This is a genomic window from Rhizobium sp. CFBP 13644, from assembly GCF_014842165.1.
In the GTDB taxonomy this organism is placed as follows: Bacteria; Pseudomonadota; Alphaproteobacteria; order Rhizobiales; family Rhizobiaceae; genus Agrobacterium; species Agrobacterium tumefaciens_C.
In genome coordinates this window covers 62713-79063 of the sequence record NZ_JACYVF010000002.1, presented here as the reverse complement: position 1 = coordinate 79063, position 16351 = coordinate 62713, and the positions used below count along the sequence as shown (strand labels likewise).

Sequence of the window (16351 nt, the reverse complement as noted above, 5' to 3'; positions counted from 1 at the left end):
CCACAAGAGGAGAGGTAACCCAGCCGCTGGCTTCCACATATTGGAGAATAAGCGAGATGCCCCCCACCGTTTACCCATCAGGCGCAACCCTCACGGCTAACGGCACGGCATTCTCCGTCTATTCCCGCCACGCCTCCCAGATCGACCTTTGCCTGTTCGACGCCACCGGCAATATCCAGACCGCCCGCCTGCCCATGCAGCGCGATGAAAACGATATCCACCGCCTCACCACAGATGCTCCCATCGGCACCCGCTACGGCTTTTGTGCCGATGGCGTCTATGCGCCAGACCACGGCCTGTGGTTTGATCCGTCGAAACTCCTGCTCGACCCCTATGCCACCGAGATCGATCGACCTTTCGCCCATGATGCAGCGCTGTTTACCTTTGGTGCCGACACCGCTGCCGTCATGCCGAAAGCCATCGTGTCCCAGTACAAGCCCGTAGAGCGGCAAGCGCCGCTGTTTTCGCGCGGTGGCCTGATCTATGAGGTGGCCGTCAAGCCGCTTACCATGCTGCATCCCGATGTGCCCGAGACGATCAGGGGAACGGTCGCAGCACTCGCCCACCCCGCCATCATCGCACATCTCAAGACCATCGGTGTCGATGCCATCGAACTGATGCCTATTACCGCCTGGATCGATGAGCGCCACTTGGCCCCGCTCGGCCTCACCAATGGCTGGGGCTATAATCCCGTCGGCTTCATGGCGCTTGATCCGCGCCTGTGCCCCGGTGGCATGGATGAATTGCGCGATACCGTTGCCGCTTTGCACGAAGAGGGTATCGGCGTCATCCTCGATCTCGTCTTCAACCACACGGGCGAAAGCGACCGCTTCGGCTCCACTATGTCGCTGCGCGGGCTGGATAACCTCACCTATTATCGAAACTTGCCTGATGATCCCGGCACGCTGGTCAACGATACCGGCACCGGCAACACACTGGCCTGCGACCATCCGCAGGTTAGCCAGCTTATCGTTGAAACACTCAGGCACTTCGTAGCCCATGCAGGCATAGACGGTTTCCGCTTCGATCTCGCCCCCATTCTCGCCCGCACCGCCACAGGCTTCCATGCGGATAGCGAGACCCTGAAATTCATTCACGCCGATCCGTTGCTGCATGACCGTGTGATGATTGCCGAGCCGTGGGATATCGGTCCCGGCGGCTATCAGCTCGGAAATTTCCCCGAGCAGTTTCTCGAATGGAACGACCGCGCCCGTGATGATCTGCGCCGCTACTGGCGCGGCGATGCCGCAACCACCGGCGCGCTGGCCGATGCGCTGGCGGGCTCATCCGCCATTTTCTCTCGCCACAACCGCACGCAAACCCGAAGCATCAACTTCCTCGCCGCCCATGATGGTTTCACGCTCTACGACCTCGTCTCCCACAGCCACAAGCACAATGGCGCTAATGGCGAGGAGAACCGCGATGGCCACAATGAGAATTTCTCCTGGAACAATGGCGTCGAGGGCCTGAGCGACAATCCGTCGATCCAGGCTGCCCGGGCTGCAGACATCAAATCCATGCTCTCCACCCTGTTCGTCACCCGTGGCACCATCATGCTGACAGCGGGCGATGAAGGCGGTCGTAGCCAGCAGGGCAACAACAATGCCTATTGTCAGGACAATGCCATCACATGGGTGGATTGGTCTTCGCTGTCGCCGGAACTGATCGAGCACACGGCCTTTTTAGCCTCCCTGCGCAAACGCTTCGATGTCTTCAGCGAGGCGGGCTTCTTCTCCAGCCTGAGCGACGATGTGGAGTGGCTCTCACCATCCGGCGAACCAATGACGGTGGCCGATTGGGAAAGACCTGACGGCACACCGCTCGCTATGCTGCTCAAAACCCATGATGCGCAAACGGGTGAGGCCACACGCCTTGCCATCCTTTTCAACCGCAGCCACGATATCGTGCCCTTCACTCTACCGGGGCAATGGCAGCCCATGGGCACGGATTTCGGCAACCCGGCCTATCTCCCGGCCCGCTCGGTGGTGTTCTACCGGCAGGGCTGATTGCTGCGTTGCAAAAAGCCTGTTGTTCGTTAGAGTCAGTCCGACTGAATATGCTGGCACTACCCCTGAGATAACAAACATCGAGAGCAACCATGCCCAAGGAAATCTCTCTGTCCGAGGTCAAAGACCTTGTCGATACAGAAGTCGGCGTGTCCGACTGGATCACCGTCGATCAAGCCATGATCGATGCCTTTGCCAAGGCAACGCAGGATGACCAGTTCATCCACACAGATCCTGAGCGGGCGAAAGCCGAGAGCCCTTTCGGCGGCACCATCGCCCACGGCTTTCTGACCCTGTCTCTCCTGTCTGCCATGAATTACAGCGCCCTGCCCAAGATCCGCGAACAGACCATGGGCATCAATTACGGCTTCGACAAACTTCACTTCGTCGCCCCGGTCAAAAGCGGCGCCCGCATTCGCGGCCATTTCACCCTCGCCGAAGCCCGCTTTCGCGGCGCAGCCATGCTAATGACCACCTATGACGTGACCGTGGAAATCGAAGACGAGAAAAAACCCGCCCTCACCGCCCGCTGGACCACCATCAGCCAGTTCAACCCGGAAGACAGGCCAGAAGACGATTGAGCGCGCGCCTTATGCCGCTTTGCGCACTTGGCCGTGCCGCTTATCAGCCAAAGCAAAGCGGCTGATCATCTCGCGCAGACGTTTGCTTTCCTGCGCCAGCATGTTACTTGCGGCTGTCGCTTCCTCCACCATGGCGGCATTGCGCTGGGTGACCTGATCCATCTGGTTGACCGCAGCATTGACCTCGGCAAGGCCGGTCGATTGCTCCTTGGCTGCAATGCCGATGGAGGCCATGTGCTCGTTGATGGTCTGAATATGCACCTGAACCTCGCCAAGCGCCTGCGTCGTGTCCGTCACCAGTTCCACACCGCCGCGCACATGAGAGCCCGATTGCCCGATCAGCAGACGAATTTCCCTGGCCGCCTTGGAGGAGCGCTGTGCCAGCTCGCGCACTTCCTGCGCAACGACGGCAAAGCCACGGCCCGCCTCCCCAGCACGCGCCGCCTCCACACCGGCATTCAAGGCCAGAAGATTGGTCTGGAAGGCAATCTCGTCGATAACAGTGATGATGCTGGTAATCTGCTGCGATGAGCTTTCAATCAGCGACATGGCTTCGGTCATGCGGGCCAGAACCTTGGCGGAATCTGCCACGCTTTGCTGCGCCTGCCCGGCCACTTCCTGCGCATCCTGCACACGCTGGGTGGAACCCTGAACGTTGGTCGTGATCTGATCGAGCGCCGCCGCCGTCTGCTCAAGCGAGGCAGCCTGTTGTTCCGTTCGGCTGGAAAGATCGGCAGCACTGCCGCTGATTTCGCCCGCACCTCCATCGATGGAATGGGCAGCCTCCACCACGGTGGAAAGCGTATTGGCCAGCTCTGCCACGGAGCGGTTGAAATCCTGCCGCAAACGCTCGAATTCCGGCGCAAGCGGCGTTTCGATTGAGAAAGCCAGATTGCCATTGGCCAGTTCCTGCAAACCCTGCCCCAAAAGGGCCGTTGCGTGGTCCAGCTGAGAAACCCGCTGCTGCGCCTGCCGTTCGTTGGCGTGGCGTTCTCGCTCGGCCGCCGCGCGTTGTGCAATCGTCTCTGCCTCCAGGCTTTCCTTCAGCAGGGAATTGGAGCGGAAAATCTCCATGGCTTCCGCCATGCTTCCCAACTCGTGACCCGTTCCCTTGCCGGGAATATCGACATCCAGTTGCCCGGCGGACAGATGGCTCATGGCCTGGGTCAGTCCGCGCAAAGGACGAACGATGGAGCGACCGACAATAACCGCCAGAGCCAGCTGCACCGCAGCGGCAACCACAAGCGTGCCCATCAGAATCAGCATCCGGCGGGCATTATCGGCAGTGGCAGCAGCCTCCGTTGCCGCCTGCGTTGAAGCAAGAGACTGCCTCAGCGCTTCAAATTGCGGATCAAGTCGCAGCTCCATCTGCCGCAGCTCTTCCGTCATCGTGCGCTGGGAAACCGACCGCTCTGCAAAATCATGAAAAGCCTTGCGATATTTTTCCAACAGACCCGAAATATCCGCGCTCTGGCCCGCCGCATAGGTGGAAGCGGGAAGCGCCTCCATGGCATCGACACTCTTGTCGAGCTGCTCGATATATTTCTGCTCACCGCGCAGCATGAAATCCTTCTCATAGCGGCGGGCTTTCAGCAGCAGAACTTCCACAGTAGGATTGTTACTGCCGGTCAGTATCTTTTCCACGGCATGGATGGCGCCGCGCAACTGGCCCTGCAAACCATCATCCGCCGTAAAGCCGAGCTCCCGCGTGGTTCCAGCCAGCCGCTTGAACGCTGCGCCATAGACATCCACCTGCTGGCGCAAAAGCACCAATTGCTTTGCCTCGGAGGTATCAGGCGCAAGCGCGGCCAAAGGGGCATTCACCGCGGCAACAAGCTTGGCGTGGCGGGCATCCACCTGCTTTTCAAGCTCCTCCGTCGGCGATTGTAAAAACCGTCCTGCACTCAAACGAAGATTTTGAAAGAGATATCCAGCTTCCGTCACCTGATCGGATATCTTCTTTGAAAAACTGAGTTGTTCTTCTGTGTGTTCTTCAAACTCCTGAGCATCCCAGAACAGAAATCCAACACTCAACATTCCAAGCAGAGAAAAAAACGCCAGCATCCATGTGCGGGCAGCAATAGAAAACCTCAAAAGAAACATTGGCATTTCCTCGCTTACGGTCGATTGTGAAAGTTTTATGACAGTTTTATGACAGTTTACTCCGCTGGATAAATAAACTATTAAACTACAGATTGAATTTGCCGAATAACCTTGGAATTACGGAGAAACGACAGAAAAAACCGATAAAATTATCAAATTACCAGTCTTAGACGTCATCAAGCTTGCAGTTCGTCAATCGATTTTGAAAGTTCACCAATAAAACTTCTTCGCATTACTTTCTGAGATAGCGATCACCACACAACACAAACGAATCGTTTCCTCTGCATGGTTGCAATCGGTGCCCCGCGTCGAAACATCGGAATTCCGACCCCAATTCCAAACCGAAATTCCATATCGGATGTCTCCATCCTCATACTCTTCTTGTGAACCGTTTGAGGAAACATGCATTGTGCGCAACTTTTCTCGCCCAAAGCCCGGAACCCGTCAGCGCACTCTGCGTTGAAGGAAACATGATTTGAGGGGGAAAAATTCATGGCAACACCGGTCACGCAGGTCGACGATACGTCCGAGCCGAAAACGGAGCTCAAGCGGGTCATCGGCCCCGGCCTTCTGCTCCTGTTCATCGTCGGTGATATTCTGGGCACCGGCATCTACGCGCTAACGGGTCAGGTTGCCGCAAAAGTCGGCGGCGTTGTCTGGCTTCCCTTCCTCATTGCTTTTGGCGTGGCGCTGCTCACCGCCTGCTCCTATCTGGAACTGGTGACGAAGTATCCCAAGGCCGCCGGTGCAGCACTTTATACGCACAAGGCCTTTGGCGTGCATTTCATCACGTTTCTGGTGGCTTTCACCGTCATGTCGTCGGGCGTCACGTCCGCCGCCACGGCATCGCGCGCCTTTGCCGCCAATTTCACGACAGTGACCGGGTTTGATTTCGGTGCCTTCGGCGTCACCGGTGTCGCCATCGCCTTCATCGCCGCCATCGCGCTCATCAATTTTCGCGGCGTGGGCGAAAGCGTGAAGATGAATGTGGTGCTGACGGTGGTCGAACTGACCGGCCTTCTCATCATCATCGGCATTGGCTTCTGGGCCATCGGCAACGGTCAGGGCGATGTATCACGCGTCTGGACATTTGAGCCTGCTGGCGATACCGGCGTCATGTGGTCGGTCGTTGCCGCCACGACCCTCGCCTTCTTCGCCATGGTCGGCTTTGAGGATTCGGTCAATATGGCTGAGGAGTGCAAGCAGCCCTCGCGCATTTTCCCCAAGGTGCTCCTGGGTGGCCTTGCGATAACAGGCGTCATCTACATTCTCGTTGCCATATCGGCCATTACGCTTGTTCCCGCAGCCGAGCTTGGCGAAGGCGAAACGCCCTTGCTGAAAGTCGTCGCAGCCGGTGCGCCAAACTTCCCCATCGGCATTTTCGGTGTCATCACAATGTTTGCGGTCGCCAATTCCGCGCTCATCAACATGATGATGGCCAGCCGCCTGATCTATGGCATGAGCCGCGAAAACGTGCTGCCGCCAGCGCTCGGCAAGGTCCACAAGGCGCGTCAGACCCCCTATATCGCCATCGTCTTCACATCCGTCATCGCCATCGGCCTCATCGCTTTCGCAGGCGGCGTGCCAGCGTTGGGCGGCACGACGGCGCTTCTGCTCCTGGGCGTTTTCACCATCGTCAACATCGCGGTTCTGGTGCTACGCAAGGACAAGGTGGCGCACAAGCATTTCCGTACCCCGACCATCATCCCGATCATCGGCGCCGCCAGCTGCTTCTTCCTCGTCGGCCCATGGACAGGCCGCGACCCGGTGCAATATTCGATCGCTGGTGTGTTGCTCTTCATCGGCGTGCTGCTATGGCTTGCCACGATCAGCTTCATGAAGATGCAGCGTAAAGCAGTTTAAAGAACGCAAATACGCCGTGGGCATGGTTGCATTCCATACCCACGGTGATAAATCGGAATTCCGGCTCCCATTTCAAAGGAAATTCCATGCCGGACTTCTCCACCCTCATGCTCTTCTCTGCCGCCGCAGTCGTGCTGACGGCAACGCCTGGTCCTGATATGCTGCTGATTGCATCACGCAGTGTCAGCCAAGGCCGTTCAGCCGGTTTTCTAACCTATGCGGGAATAGCAGCGGGCACATATTGCCACGCAATCGCTGCAGCCCTTGGTCTGTCCCAACTGTTTGTGACCGTGCCCCTTGCCTATGAGATCGTACGCTGGGCGGGATGCGCCTACCTGCTATATCTGGCATATAAGACAATTCGTTCGAAAAGCTCAACCTTTGCCCCATCGACGGGTCTTAAAAAACTGTCGGGAAAACGCATTTTCAGCGAGGGTCTGGCGACCAACATCCTCAACCCGAAAATGGCACTGTTCGTGCTGGCTCTCTTCCCGCAATTCATCGATCCGAATGACTCCATGCTCATCCAGACCGTGGCCCTCGCCAGCATCCTGAATGGCATAGGTTTTCTGGTAAATGGCGCGGTCATCCTGCTAGGCACCAGCATCCGTAACCGGCTCTCCGCAGTCAGCCGTTTTCCGAAGCTGCCGCAATATTTGCTGGCGAGCGTATTTACCGGCTTGGCATGCCGTCTGGCATTGGGAAGCAGACCTTGAGAAAACATGTCAGGCGGAGTGTAACTTCTGCCTGACGCTTGTCGGCAACAAAACGCCTCAAGCGTCCCGTGCGCCCTCTTCCAGCAAGTCGAACACATAGTCCGCAAAGGAGCGCCAGCACTCCACCCGGAACGTGTCTTCGGTGACGCGCAAGAGCACCACTTCGGCCTTGCCGAACAGCGTGCGTGAGCATGCGCCGACGGGGAAGCCTTCCAGCGAGAGATCTTGCGGGCATCCGGCGTTCAGTGTGGCTTCAGCACCTTCGCCTGAGACTGTCATAGCCACATTGCGGTGGGAAACGTCGGTGGCGGAATGGGCTGATGTAACGCTGGCGCAGGCTTCCATCAGGTTGCTTTCGCCCTGGTCTATCACAAGCCATTCATCCGGCCCGAGCCAGAGTGCGGCACGCAGCGCTGATGTGGTGGATGTTTTGGGCGTCTGCGGCAGGCTGATGTCCAGCGCCTGCGAAAGCTCCGTCACTGCATCGGCCTTGGCGCGCAGCGAAAGCCTGTAGGCGGGCGCTGCAACCTTGATCGAGACATTTGCAGACCCGGCGCGAGCGCCTTCGAGAACCGACGTGCGGTTTGCCACTATAAGATCAGCCATTGATGCGGCCCCCTTCCTTGTCGAAGAACACCATGTCCGTCACCTCAACGGCAATCGTCTTGTCGGCCAGCGGAATATAGAGCGTTTCGCCCATCCGCGCCCGGCCACCCGCCACCAGCCCGAAGGCGATGGAACGGCCAAGATTTTCAGACCAATAGGATGATGTCACGTGGCCCAGCATCGTCATCGGCTTAGGCTGGTTCGGATCAGCCACGATCTGCCCACCCTCTTCCGGCACGTCGTGCGGATTTTTGGGCAGAAGGCCGACAAGCTGCTTGCGCCCTTCTCGTTTAAGATCAGAACGTTGCAGACCGCGAATGCCGACGAAATCCGTCTTCTTCTTGGAAACAGCCCAGCCAAGCCCCGCATCGTCAGGCGTCACGGTACCATCCGTATCCTGACCCACGATGATATAGCCCTTTTCGGCACGCAGAATATGCATGGTCTCAGTACCATAGAGACAACCGCCCACGGCTTCAGCCCGCTGCGCAATCTCTTTCCACACGGCAGGGCCGAAATCAGCAGGAACGTTGATTTCAAAACCAAGTTCGCCTGTGAAAGACACGCGGAACAGTCGTGTCGGCACGCCGCAAATCGTGCCCTCGGCAATGGCCATATGCGGCAAGGCTTCCGGCGAAAGATCGATGCCCTCGACCAGCGGCGCAATCACTTCCCGCGCCTTAGGCCCCTGCACGGCAATCACGGCCCATTGTTCGGTGGCCGATGTCAGCCACACATTCAGCTCCGGGAATTCCGTCTGAAGATAGTCTTCCATATGATGCAGCACGCGTGGCGCACCGCCGGTCGTGGTCGTCACATGGAAACGGTCTTCGGCCAGACGCCCGACAACGCCGTCATCGTAAACAAAGCCATCTTCGCGGGTCATGATGCCATAGCGGCAGCGGCCGGGTTTCAGCGTGTCCCAGGCATTGGTGTAAAGCAGGTTGAGGAACTTGGCCGCATCCGGCCCGACAACCTCGATCTTGCCCAGTGTTGAAGCGTCGAACACGCCCACCGTTTCGCGCACCGTCTTGCATTCGCGGTTCACGGCCTGATGCATGTCTTCGCCCGCGCGCGGGTAGAACCACGCACGCTTCCAGTTGCCCACGTCCTCGAAGGCGGCCCCTGCTGCCACTTCCAGCGCATGCATCGGCGTCTTGCGGGCCGGGTCAAACAGCTTGCCTCGTGAATGGCCAACCAGCGTGCCGAAAGTGACAGGCGTATAGGGCGCACGGAACGTCGTCAGACCCACCTTGGGCAGATCGCGGTCCAAGGCTTCTGATGCGATTGCCAGGCCGTGCATGTTGGACATCTTGCCCTGATCGGACGCCATGCCATTGGTGGTGAAGCGCTTGATGTGCTCGATGGAGTGCATGCCTTCGCGCACCGCCAGACGAATATCCTTGGCGCAGACATCGTGTTGGAAATCGATGAAGGCTTTGACATTCTCGCCTTCACCCGCACCTTCCGCCGCACCGATCATGCCGCCGGTCCACGAATGGGCATTATGGCCGGAATACTCCACAGCACCGCCGCCGGCACTTGCCGCCTCGGCAATGAGAGCGCTCAGATCATCCGTACCATTGCAGGCGCCGATGGAAACGCACTCCTGCACATGCACGTCTGGCAGAAAACGCTGGTTTTCCGCGTCATATGTCAGCTTGCCGCGAGATTGCGAGAAGAGATGGACCGATGGCGTCCAGCCTGCGGAAACCACAAGCGCATCCACCTTGATCTTGCGCTTCGATCCGCCGCCATTGCGACCCACCGTCATGGAGGAAACCCGCAAACGCCCCGCCGTGTCATAAACACTGTGGCCCGCCAGCACCTCGATGCCAAGTATGCGCGCCTCATCCAGAAGCTTCGCATCCGGGTTTGCGCGGCAATCCACGATGGCGGCAATGGCGACGCCAGCCCGCTTCAGGTCGAAGGCCGTCTCATAAGCCGAGTCATGCGCGGTATAGACGCCGACATTGTGGCCAACAGTCACGCCGTAATGGTTGAGATAGGTGCGCGCAGCAGACGCGAGCATGATGCCCGGCCGGTCATTATTGGCAAACACCATGTGACGCTCGATAGCGCCTGTCGCCAGCACAACCTTTTTGGCCCGCACCTGCCACAGGCGTTCGCGCGGTTCATGTCCCGGTGTGGCCAGATGGTCGGTCACGCGCTCGGCAAGACCGATGAAATTGTGGTTGTAATAGCCGAACACGGTCGTGCGCTGCAAAACCTGCACATTCGGCATGGCTTTCAACTCGGCCAGAACCTTCTGCGCCCAGTCGTAGCCGTTAAGGCCGTCGATGGTCGCGCCGGTATCGAAGCGAAGCGCGCCGCCAATATCAGGGTTTTCATCGACCAGCATGACCTTCGCGCCGGTCTTTGCCGCAGCTAGCGCTGCCGTCAAACCGGCCACACCACCGCCCGCCACCAGCACATCGCAATGGGCGAAACGGCTGGCATAATGGTCGTTGTCACCTTCCTTCGGCGCACTGCCAAGGCCCGCTGCACGGCGGATGATCGGCTCATAGAGCTTGTCCCACGCAGCCTTCGGCCACATGAAGGTCTTGTAGTAGAAGCCCGCCACGAACATGGGCGAGAAGAAATCGTTAATCGCACCCACGTCGAAGGACAGCGACGGAAAGCGGTTCTGCGACGAGACGATGGCACCATCGAACACTTCCTGCACCGTGGCGCGCACATTGGGCTGCTTGCGGCTGCTGTCCCTGGAAACATCGATCAGCGCGTTCGGCTCTTCCGGCCCGGCGGACAAGAACCCGCGTGGACGGTGATATTTGAACGAGCGGCCAATCAGATGCACACCATCGGCCAGAAGTGCCGAAGCAACCGTGTCACCCTGCAAAGCGGTGTGGATCTTGCCATCGAAGGTAAACCGCGCTGTCCGCGCAGGTGTCAGGCGGCCAGCGCCCTTGATACGGTAAGCGCCGCTCATCGTGCCGCTCCTTCACTTCCAGCCATGATCGTCGCCTCATCTGGCTTCGGCTCACCCGCCTTGTAGGTCAGGTGGATCTTGTCGGTGACCGAATGGCGCGCCGCATTGAAGAAACGCCCGCAGCCGTGAATATGCCGCCAGCGTTCAAACACCATGCCCTTGTCATTGTCGCGCATGAAGAAATATTCCGAAAATTCCTCATCGGTGACAGCGGAAATGTTTTGAGGCCGCGCAATGTGCGCCTCGCCCGCCCAGCGAAACTCCAGCTCGGAACGCTCATCTTCACAATAGGGACAACGGATCAACAGCATGTTCTTGCCTCAAAGAGAGCTTTCCGGAACGATGGTTCCGGCGGGTTGGTCACACAGGCGTTTTCCCATGGTAATATAGGGGTAGAGCCTGCTCATCAGTTCATCGACACTGCTAAAGGCGCGGAAAACCTTGGTCTTACCCAGATTGACGACCGCCATCGTCATGGGGTTGATGTTGAGAACGACAGGCGCTTCCTGCCCGCCATCCTCTTTTTCCGCCACGAAATAGACCGCCTTGTCGCCAATCACGGGCGCGCAGAGAAGCATTCCCTTGTTCGCCACAAACGGCCAGTTCTCCTCGCCCTGCGCCTTGGCTATGGCCTGAACGCGAAAATCCTGCACCTCAGGCACAAGCGTGCTGACCGGCAATGGCGCGGTCGCAACGGCTGCGGCAAGAAGCGCTTGCGGCATCATCAATGCGCCACCGCCGCAGCTGCCGCCTCATCGATCAGCCGTCCCGTGCGGAAACGGTCGAGGTTAAGGCCTTCCGCCAATTTATGCGGCTCACCACGCGCAATCAGATGCGCAAACAGATGCGCCGAGCCCGGTGTCGCCTTGAACCCGCCCGTGCCCCAACCGCAATTGAGGAAGAGGTTTGGCACCGGCGTCAGGCTCTGAATGGCAGACCTGTCAGGCGTGTTGTCGGTAATGCCGCCCCATTGGCGCATCATCTTCACCCGGCGGAAAATCGGGAACAGCTCGCAGATCGCATCCAGCGTATGGGTGATGATCTGCAAACCGCCGGTCTGGGAATAGGAGTTATACTGGTCAGTACCCGCGCCGATCACCAGCTCACCCTTGTCGGATTGCGAAATATAGGCATGCACCGTGTTTGACATGACCACGCAGGGGAAAATCGGCTTGAGCGGCTCAGAGACCAGCGCCTGCAACGGGTTGGAGGCGAGCGGCACCCGCACATCGGCCATTTTCATGACGACGGAAGAATGGCCCGCCGCCGAAACGCCGATCTTCTTGGCGCCGATAAAGCCGCGATTGGTTTCCACACCCGTCACCGCACCGTCAGGCCCGCGCCGGATCGCCGTCACTTCACAGTTCTGGATCACATGCACGCCACGGTCGGATGCTGCACGGGCATAACCCCAGTTCACGGCATCATGGCGCGCCGTGCCGCCACGGCGCTGAAGAGCGGCACCATTGATGGCGTAACGCGCATTGGCGGAAATATCGAGCGGCGGACAGTAAGCCTTGGCCTGTTCCGGCGTCAGCCATTCATTGTCGATGCCATAGAGCCTGTTGGCATTGATATGGCGCTTGAAGCTCTGCTGGTCATGCACATTGTGCGACAGCATCATCACGCCGCGTGCCGAATACATCACATTGTAGTTGAGGTCCTGGCTCAAGCCTTCCCAAAGCTTCAGGGAATGCTCGTAAATATCCATGCTCTCTTCATAGAGATAATTGGAGCGGATGATGGTGGTGTTGCGCCCGCTGTTTCCGCCACCGATCCAGCCCTTTTCCAGCACCGCAATGTTGGTAATGCCGTGTTCCTTGGCCAGATAATAGGCTGCACCCAGCCCATGCCCGCCGCCACCGATGATGATGACATCGTAGGACTGGCGCGGTTCGGGAGAGGCCCATTGCGCATCCCAACCCTTGTGTCCACGCAGGGCCTCACGAGCGACGGCGAAAACCGAATATTTGCGCATTGGGCGAACCACTCCTTGAAGCCGGGCAGGAAAACCGGGCTGGATACTCTTCCGGCAGAACACTACACATGGCAAATGAATTAGACTGGGAATGTTCATTTTGCGACGTGCCACTATAAAGTATCGACATGGGCGTCTGGAATGGCTCAGGCGGTGCTTTTTAGGGGCTCGAACACAGTTAATCGCTGGACTTTCGGGAGGCAATCTGGTATTGCACCCCACCACTCGCGCGGCTTCACGGCCAACCGAACGATTTTTTGTTTGCTTGCGAATGCCAATTCACACGGCAAAATAACCAACCAAAGGAACGGGATTCACGTGCAGGTACTAGTCCGCGACAACAATGTTGATCAGGCGCTTCGCGCTCTCAAGAAGAAGATGCAGCGCGAAGGCATTTTCCGCGAGATGAAACTGCGTGACCACTTTGAGAAGCCGTCTGTGAAGCGTGCACGCGAAAAGGCCGAAAGTGTTAGCCGCGTTCGTAAGCTAGCCCGCAAGCGCATGCAGCGCGAAGGTCTGATCGCAGGCCCACGTGCACCAGCGGCTCGCGCATAAGGTCGTTTTTTCGACGTTTTTGAATGTTTATGGGGCGGGGGCGATTTTTCGCCGCCGCTCTTTGAGTCTATGACCGTGGACCGGGATTGGTAGAGGGAACCCAAATCGCATGAACGCTGTTGATACAAGTGCTTCCCGAAATCCGTTTGTTGCAAGCGGCGTATCCCAGAGAAAAAACATGCGGCTTTTGCCTTCTCTCGTTATTTGCGGTGTTCTTGCAACCCTGTCGGGCTGCGCCACCTCCTCCCCGCAGACAAATGATGTATTCCAGCTTGATCGGGCACAGGGCTCGGAAGGAAACATCGCGTCGCTGACCTCGGTCATCAATGCCAATCCGCAGGATCCTGAAGGCTATAATGTTCGCGGCTCCGCCTATGGCCGTGCTGGCGATTCCAAGCGCGCCATCGCAGATTTCGAGCGCGCCTTGCAGCTCAATCCGCGTTTTTACCAGGCCTATGCCAACCGCGCCCTCGTCTATCGCAACATGAACCAGCAGCAACTGGCCTTGCAGGATTACAACAGCGCGCTGCAGATCAACCCAAGCTATGATGTGGCACTGATCGGCCGTGGCAATCTCTATCGCCAGACAGGCCGCATCAACGAAGCCTTCAACGACTTCTCTTCCGCTATCAGTCTGGATACGACCGATGGTCGCGCCTGGCACAATCGCGGTCTGATCTATCAGGTCCGCAACCAGCACACCCAGGCCATCGAGGACTTCTCAAAGGCCATCTCGCTGTCGCCAAATTCGCCAGAGCCTTACAACGGCCGTGGCATCTCCTATGTCGCCATGAATGACGATGAAAACGCTTTCGCAGACTTCAACCACGCCATCGCTCTTGATGGTGATCTGGCTGAATCCTGGGCAAATCAGGCGCTGGTCTATGAGCGCCGTGGCGAACGCGACAAGGCCGCCAAATCCTACGGCCACGCCGCCCGCCTCGATCCGAAATACAAGCCAGCTGTCGATGGCCTCGCCCGCACCCGTGGTGGCGCGCGCGCCTCATGATCGAACACACGACATGACCGAAAACGAAAGCCGGATGCCTCGCCTCCGGCTTTTTTGTTGCCATACCTGCTTAGCTGACAGGAAAGACGTTCACGGCCCGTCATCCTCATCGGCGATGTAGCCGCTGGTCTGCCTATGCCAAAGCCTCGCATAAAGACCACCTTGCTCGATCAGGGCTGCAAGCGTTCCCTCTTCCACAATCCGGCCCCGGTCCAGCACGATGATGCGGTCCATCCGAGAAATCGTGGACAGCCGATGGGCAATCGCAATCACCGTCTTGCGCGCCATCAACAGGTCGAGCTTCTCCTGGATCGCAGCCTCGGACTCGCTGTCGAGCGCAGATGTCGCCTCGTCCAGAATGAGGATGGGCGCATCCTTCAACAGCACCCGCGCAATGGCCACCCTCTGGCGCTGGCCACCGGAAAGCTTGACGCCCCTGTCTCCGACAAAAGCGTCATAACCGCGACGGCCCTCGCCATCGGTCAGATCGCCGATGAAGTCATGGGCCTGCGCTGCCCGCGCCGCCGCATCGATTTCGTCAGCCGATGCATCCGGCTTGCCATAGCGGATATTATCGCCGACGGAGCGGTGCAGCAGCGAAACATCCTGAGAAATCACACCGATATTCTCGCGCAGGCTCGCCTGCGTCACGGCTTTAACGTTCTGCCCATCAATGCTGATATCGCCCTTTTCCAGCTCGTAAAAGCGCAGCAGAAGATTGATGAGTGTCGTTTTTCCAGCACCCGATAGCCCGACAAGCCCGACTTTTTCACCCGCCCGCACATGCAGTGACAGGTCATTGATCACATCAGCACCTTCCCGATATCCAAAGTGCACGCCCTCAAAATTGATGTCGCCCCGCTTCACAGCAAGTGTTGCAGCATCAGGCGCATCGACAATGGTCGGCGGTGTCGTCATCACGGGCATCGCATCACGGATGGTGCCAATCGCCTGAAAAATCTGCTGGCCCATATCGAGAAAGGCGCGACCATTGCCTGAAAGCCGCTGCGTGAGATAGATCGCGCCCGCAACTGGCCGGTCGTCACAAAACCATCCAGCATGCCCCAGAAGCCGATACCCAACATGGCAAGCCACAGGAGAACGCTGAGAAGGAGAATGGCGATGCTGGTCGTCAGATAGACCCGCCGCTCGCTGTGCTGCGTTGATATGACCTCGGCAAAGACCTTGCGCAGACTTCCCGCCTCGCTGTCTTCGGCGGCAAACTGCTTGACCATCTGGATGTTGCTGTAGAGATCGGTCATCGACCCCACCAGCAGGCTGCGCTTCTTGGCCGAGTGGCGAGCGGCTTCGGCAAATTTAGGCACCGCTTTCACGGCAATCAGAATGCTGAAGATTATCCAGACCAGCACCGGTAGGGCAAGCGGCCACGCCACCGTGCTCAACAGCACGAGCGAGCCGACAAACTGGATCAGAAAATAGGGTATCGAATAAAAAGCGACAATAACCTGGGTCTGCACGGCAGAAGCGGCCTGCGAAAGCCGCGACGCAACCTGCCCGGCAAACAGGTCATGAAAGAACCGCAGATCCTGCCGTTCAACCGCCTTGTGGCCCTGCCACTGAATGGCCGCCGGCATTCCCACCGCAACCGTCTGCGATGACAGCGTGTTGGCCAGGAATATGAGAATGGGCTGCACGGGAAACAGCAGAAACGCCATGACAGCGAGAAGAGGCCAGTCCTCAACCAGAAAGGCCTCCGCCCCCTTGGCAGTTACCCCGTCAACAATCGATGAGAAGCTCCAGATCAGAAAGAGATTGCTGGCTTCCATCAACATCGCAGAGACAGAGATCGCGATGAGCACACCCCGAAACATCCGCACGAAATGCAAAAGCACATGGAACGGCCCCTTATCAGGGATCGGCCGGTAGGCAATATCAAGCGGCCGGATCAGCCTTTCAAACGGACGATACACAAAGTCTGAAAAAGCCATGGCGGTCCTGCGAAAGCAACTGGAATGACGTGAGC

General features: G+C 58.2%; 12 protein-coding genes and 1 pseudogene. 6 read left to right on the top strand and 7 right to left on the bottom strand.

The features are described 5' to 3' along the window. Positions 1–56: 56 nt before the first annotated feature. Both glgX and IFT53_RS05470 read left to right on the top strand, forming a co-directional pair. Entirely contained in the window at positions 57–2006 is a 1950-nt protein-coding gene (gene glgX, locus IFT53_RS05475; protein ID WP_192067113.1) for a glycogen debranching protein GlgX, read from the top strand. A 92-nt stretch (positions 2007–2098) separates the two neighbouring features. Continuing rightward, positions 2099–2587: a MaoC family dehydratase gene (locus IFT53_RS05470; RefSeq protein WP_192067111.1), complete on the top strand. Its 489-nt coding sequence runs from the start codon at positions 2099–2101 to the stop codon at positions 2585–2587. Positions 2588–2596: 9 nt separating this feature from the next. Here the strand turns inward: IFT53_RS05470 and IFT53_RS05465 are convergent, their stop codons facing one another. Continuing rightward, positions 2597–4690 (bottom strand): methyl-accepting chemotaxis protein, encoded by a 2094-nt coding sequence (locus tag IFT53_RS05465; protein WP_192067109.1) that lies wholly within the window; start codon positions 4688–4690, stop codon positions 2597–2599. Positions 4691–5182: 492 nt separating this feature from the next. On the opposite strand from IFT53_RS05465, the gene IFT53_RS05460 reads away from it, so the two are divergent. Together IFT53_RS05460 and IFT53_RS05455 are read left to right on the top strand one after the other, a co-directional pair. Next, positions 5183–6553: an APC family permease gene (locus IFT53_RS05460; RefSeq protein WP_192067108.1), complete on the top strand. Its 1371-nt coding sequence runs from the start codon at positions 5183–5185 to the stop codon at positions 6551–6553. A gap of 86 nt (positions 6554–6639) precedes the next feature. Then, positions 6640–7269 carry a LysE family translocator gene (locus IFT53_RS05455; protein WP_192067106.1) on the top strand — a complete coding sequence of 210 codons (630 nt, stop codon included), beginning with the start codon at positions 6640–6642 and terminating at the stop codon, positions 7267–7269. Between the two features lie 57 nt (positions 7270–7326). On the opposite strand, the gene IFT53_RS05450 is transcribed toward IFT53_RS05455, so the two are convergent. Genes IFT53_RS05450 through IFT53_RS05430 form a run of 5 tightly spaced genes read right to left on the bottom strand, consistent with a single transcriptional unit; the run spans position 7327 to position 12803 of the window. Continuing rightward, positions 7327–7875, bottom strand: a complete 549-nt coding sequence (locus IFT53_RS05450) for a sarcosine oxidase subunit gamma (protein WP_192067104.1) — start codon at positions 7873–7875, stop codon at positions 7327–7329. Next, positions 7868–10825 (bottom strand): sarcosine oxidase subunit alpha, encoded by a 2958-nt coding sequence (locus IFT53_RS05445; protein WP_192067102.1) that lies wholly within the window; start codon positions 10823–10825, stop codon positions 7868–7870. The genes IFT53_RS05450 and IFT53_RS05445 overlap by 8 nt, the downstream gene beginning before the upstream one ends. Beyond that, a complete protein-coding gene (locus IFT53_RS05440) occupies positions 10822–11136 on the bottom strand; it encodes a sarcosine oxidase subunit delta (protein ID WP_192067101.1) in 315 nt (104 codons plus the stop codon). Before IFT53_RS05440 ends, IFT53_RS05445 begins: the two co-directional genes overlap by 4 nt. A gap of 9 nt (positions 11137–11145) precedes the next feature. Then, positions 11146–11550: a hypothetical protein gene (locus IFT53_RS05435; RefSeq protein WP_192067100.1), complete on the bottom strand. Its 405-nt coding sequence runs from the start codon at positions 11548–11550 to the stop codon at positions 11146–11148. Beyond that, on the bottom strand, positions 11550–12803 hold the full coding sequence (locus tag IFT53_RS05430) for a sarcosine oxidase subunit beta family protein (RefSeq protein ID WP_192067099.1): 1254 nt from the start codon (positions 12801–12803) through the stop codon (positions 11550–11552). Before IFT53_RS05430 ends, IFT53_RS05435 begins: the two co-directional genes overlap by 1 nt. Before the next feature lie 318 nt (positions 12804–13121). Here IFT53_RS05430 and rpsU point away from each other — a divergent pair, with 318 nt between their 5' ends. Both rpsU and IFT53_RS05420 read left to right on the top strand, forming a co-directional pair. Beyond that, positions 13122–13358, top strand: coding sequence for a 30S ribosomal protein S21 (rpsU, locus tag IFT53_RS23695; protein WP_192067098.1), 237 nt, complete (start codon positions 13122–13124; stop codon positions 13356–13358). Between the two features lie 109 nt (positions 13359–13467). Then, positions 13468–14367 carry a tetratricopeptide repeat protein gene (locus IFT53_RS05420; RefSeq protein WP_192067097.1) on the top strand — a complete coding sequence of 300 codons (900 nt, stop codon included), beginning with the start codon at positions 13468–13470 and terminating at the stop codon, positions 14365–14367. Between the two features lie 90 nt (positions 14368–14457). Here the strand turns inward: IFT53_RS05420 and IFT53_RS05415 are convergent. Then, positions 14458–16316 (bottom strand): annotated as a pseudogene (locus IFT53_RS05415) (ABC transporter ATP-binding protein). Positions 16317–16351: the final 35 nt, after the last annotated feature.

Coding starts and splice junctions, on each gene's coding strand:
- IFT53_RS05450 (WP_192067104.1), bottom strand. CDS start 7,875: ATGGCTGATCTTATAGTGGCAAACCGCACGTCGGTTCTCGAAGGCGCT.
- glgX (WP_192067113.1), top strand. CDS start 57: ATGCCCCCCACCGTTTACCCATCAGGCGCAACCCTCACGGCTAACGGC.
- IFT53_RS05420 (WP_192067097.1), top strand. CDS start 13,468: ATGAACGCTGTTGATACAAGTGCTTCCCGAAATCCGTTTGTTGCAAGC.
- IFT53_RS05430 (WP_192067099.1), bottom strand. CDS start 12,803: ATGCGCAAATATTCGGTTTTCGCCGTCGCTCGTGAGGCCCTGCGTGGA.
- IFT53_RS05465 (WP_192067109.1), bottom strand. CDS start 4,690: ATGTTTCTTTTGAGGTTTTCTATTGCTGCCCGCACATGGATGCTGGCG.
- IFT53_RS05445 (WP_192067102.1), bottom strand. CDS start 10,825: ATGAGCGGCGCTTACCGTATCAAGGGCGCTGGCCGCCTGACACCTGCG.
- IFT53_RS05470 (WP_192067111.1), top strand. CDS start 2,099: ATGCCCAAGGAAATCTCTCTGTCCGAGGTCAAAGACCTTGTCGATACA.
- IFT53_RS05440 (WP_192067101.1), bottom strand. CDS start 11,136: ATGCTGTTGATCCGTTGTCCCTATTGTGAAGATGAGCGTTCCGAGCTG.
- IFT53_RS05455 (WP_192067106.1), top strand. CDS start 6,640: ATGCCGGACTTCTCCACCCTCATGCTCTTCTCTGCCGCCGCAGTCGTG.
- IFT53_RS05435 (WP_192067100.1), bottom strand. CDS start 11,550: ATGATGCCGCAAGCGCTTCTTGCCGCAGCCGTTGCGACCGCGCCATTG.
- IFT53_RS05460 (WP_192067108.1), top strand. CDS start 5,183: ATGGCAACACCGGTCACGCAGGTCGACGATACGTCCGAGCCGAAAACG.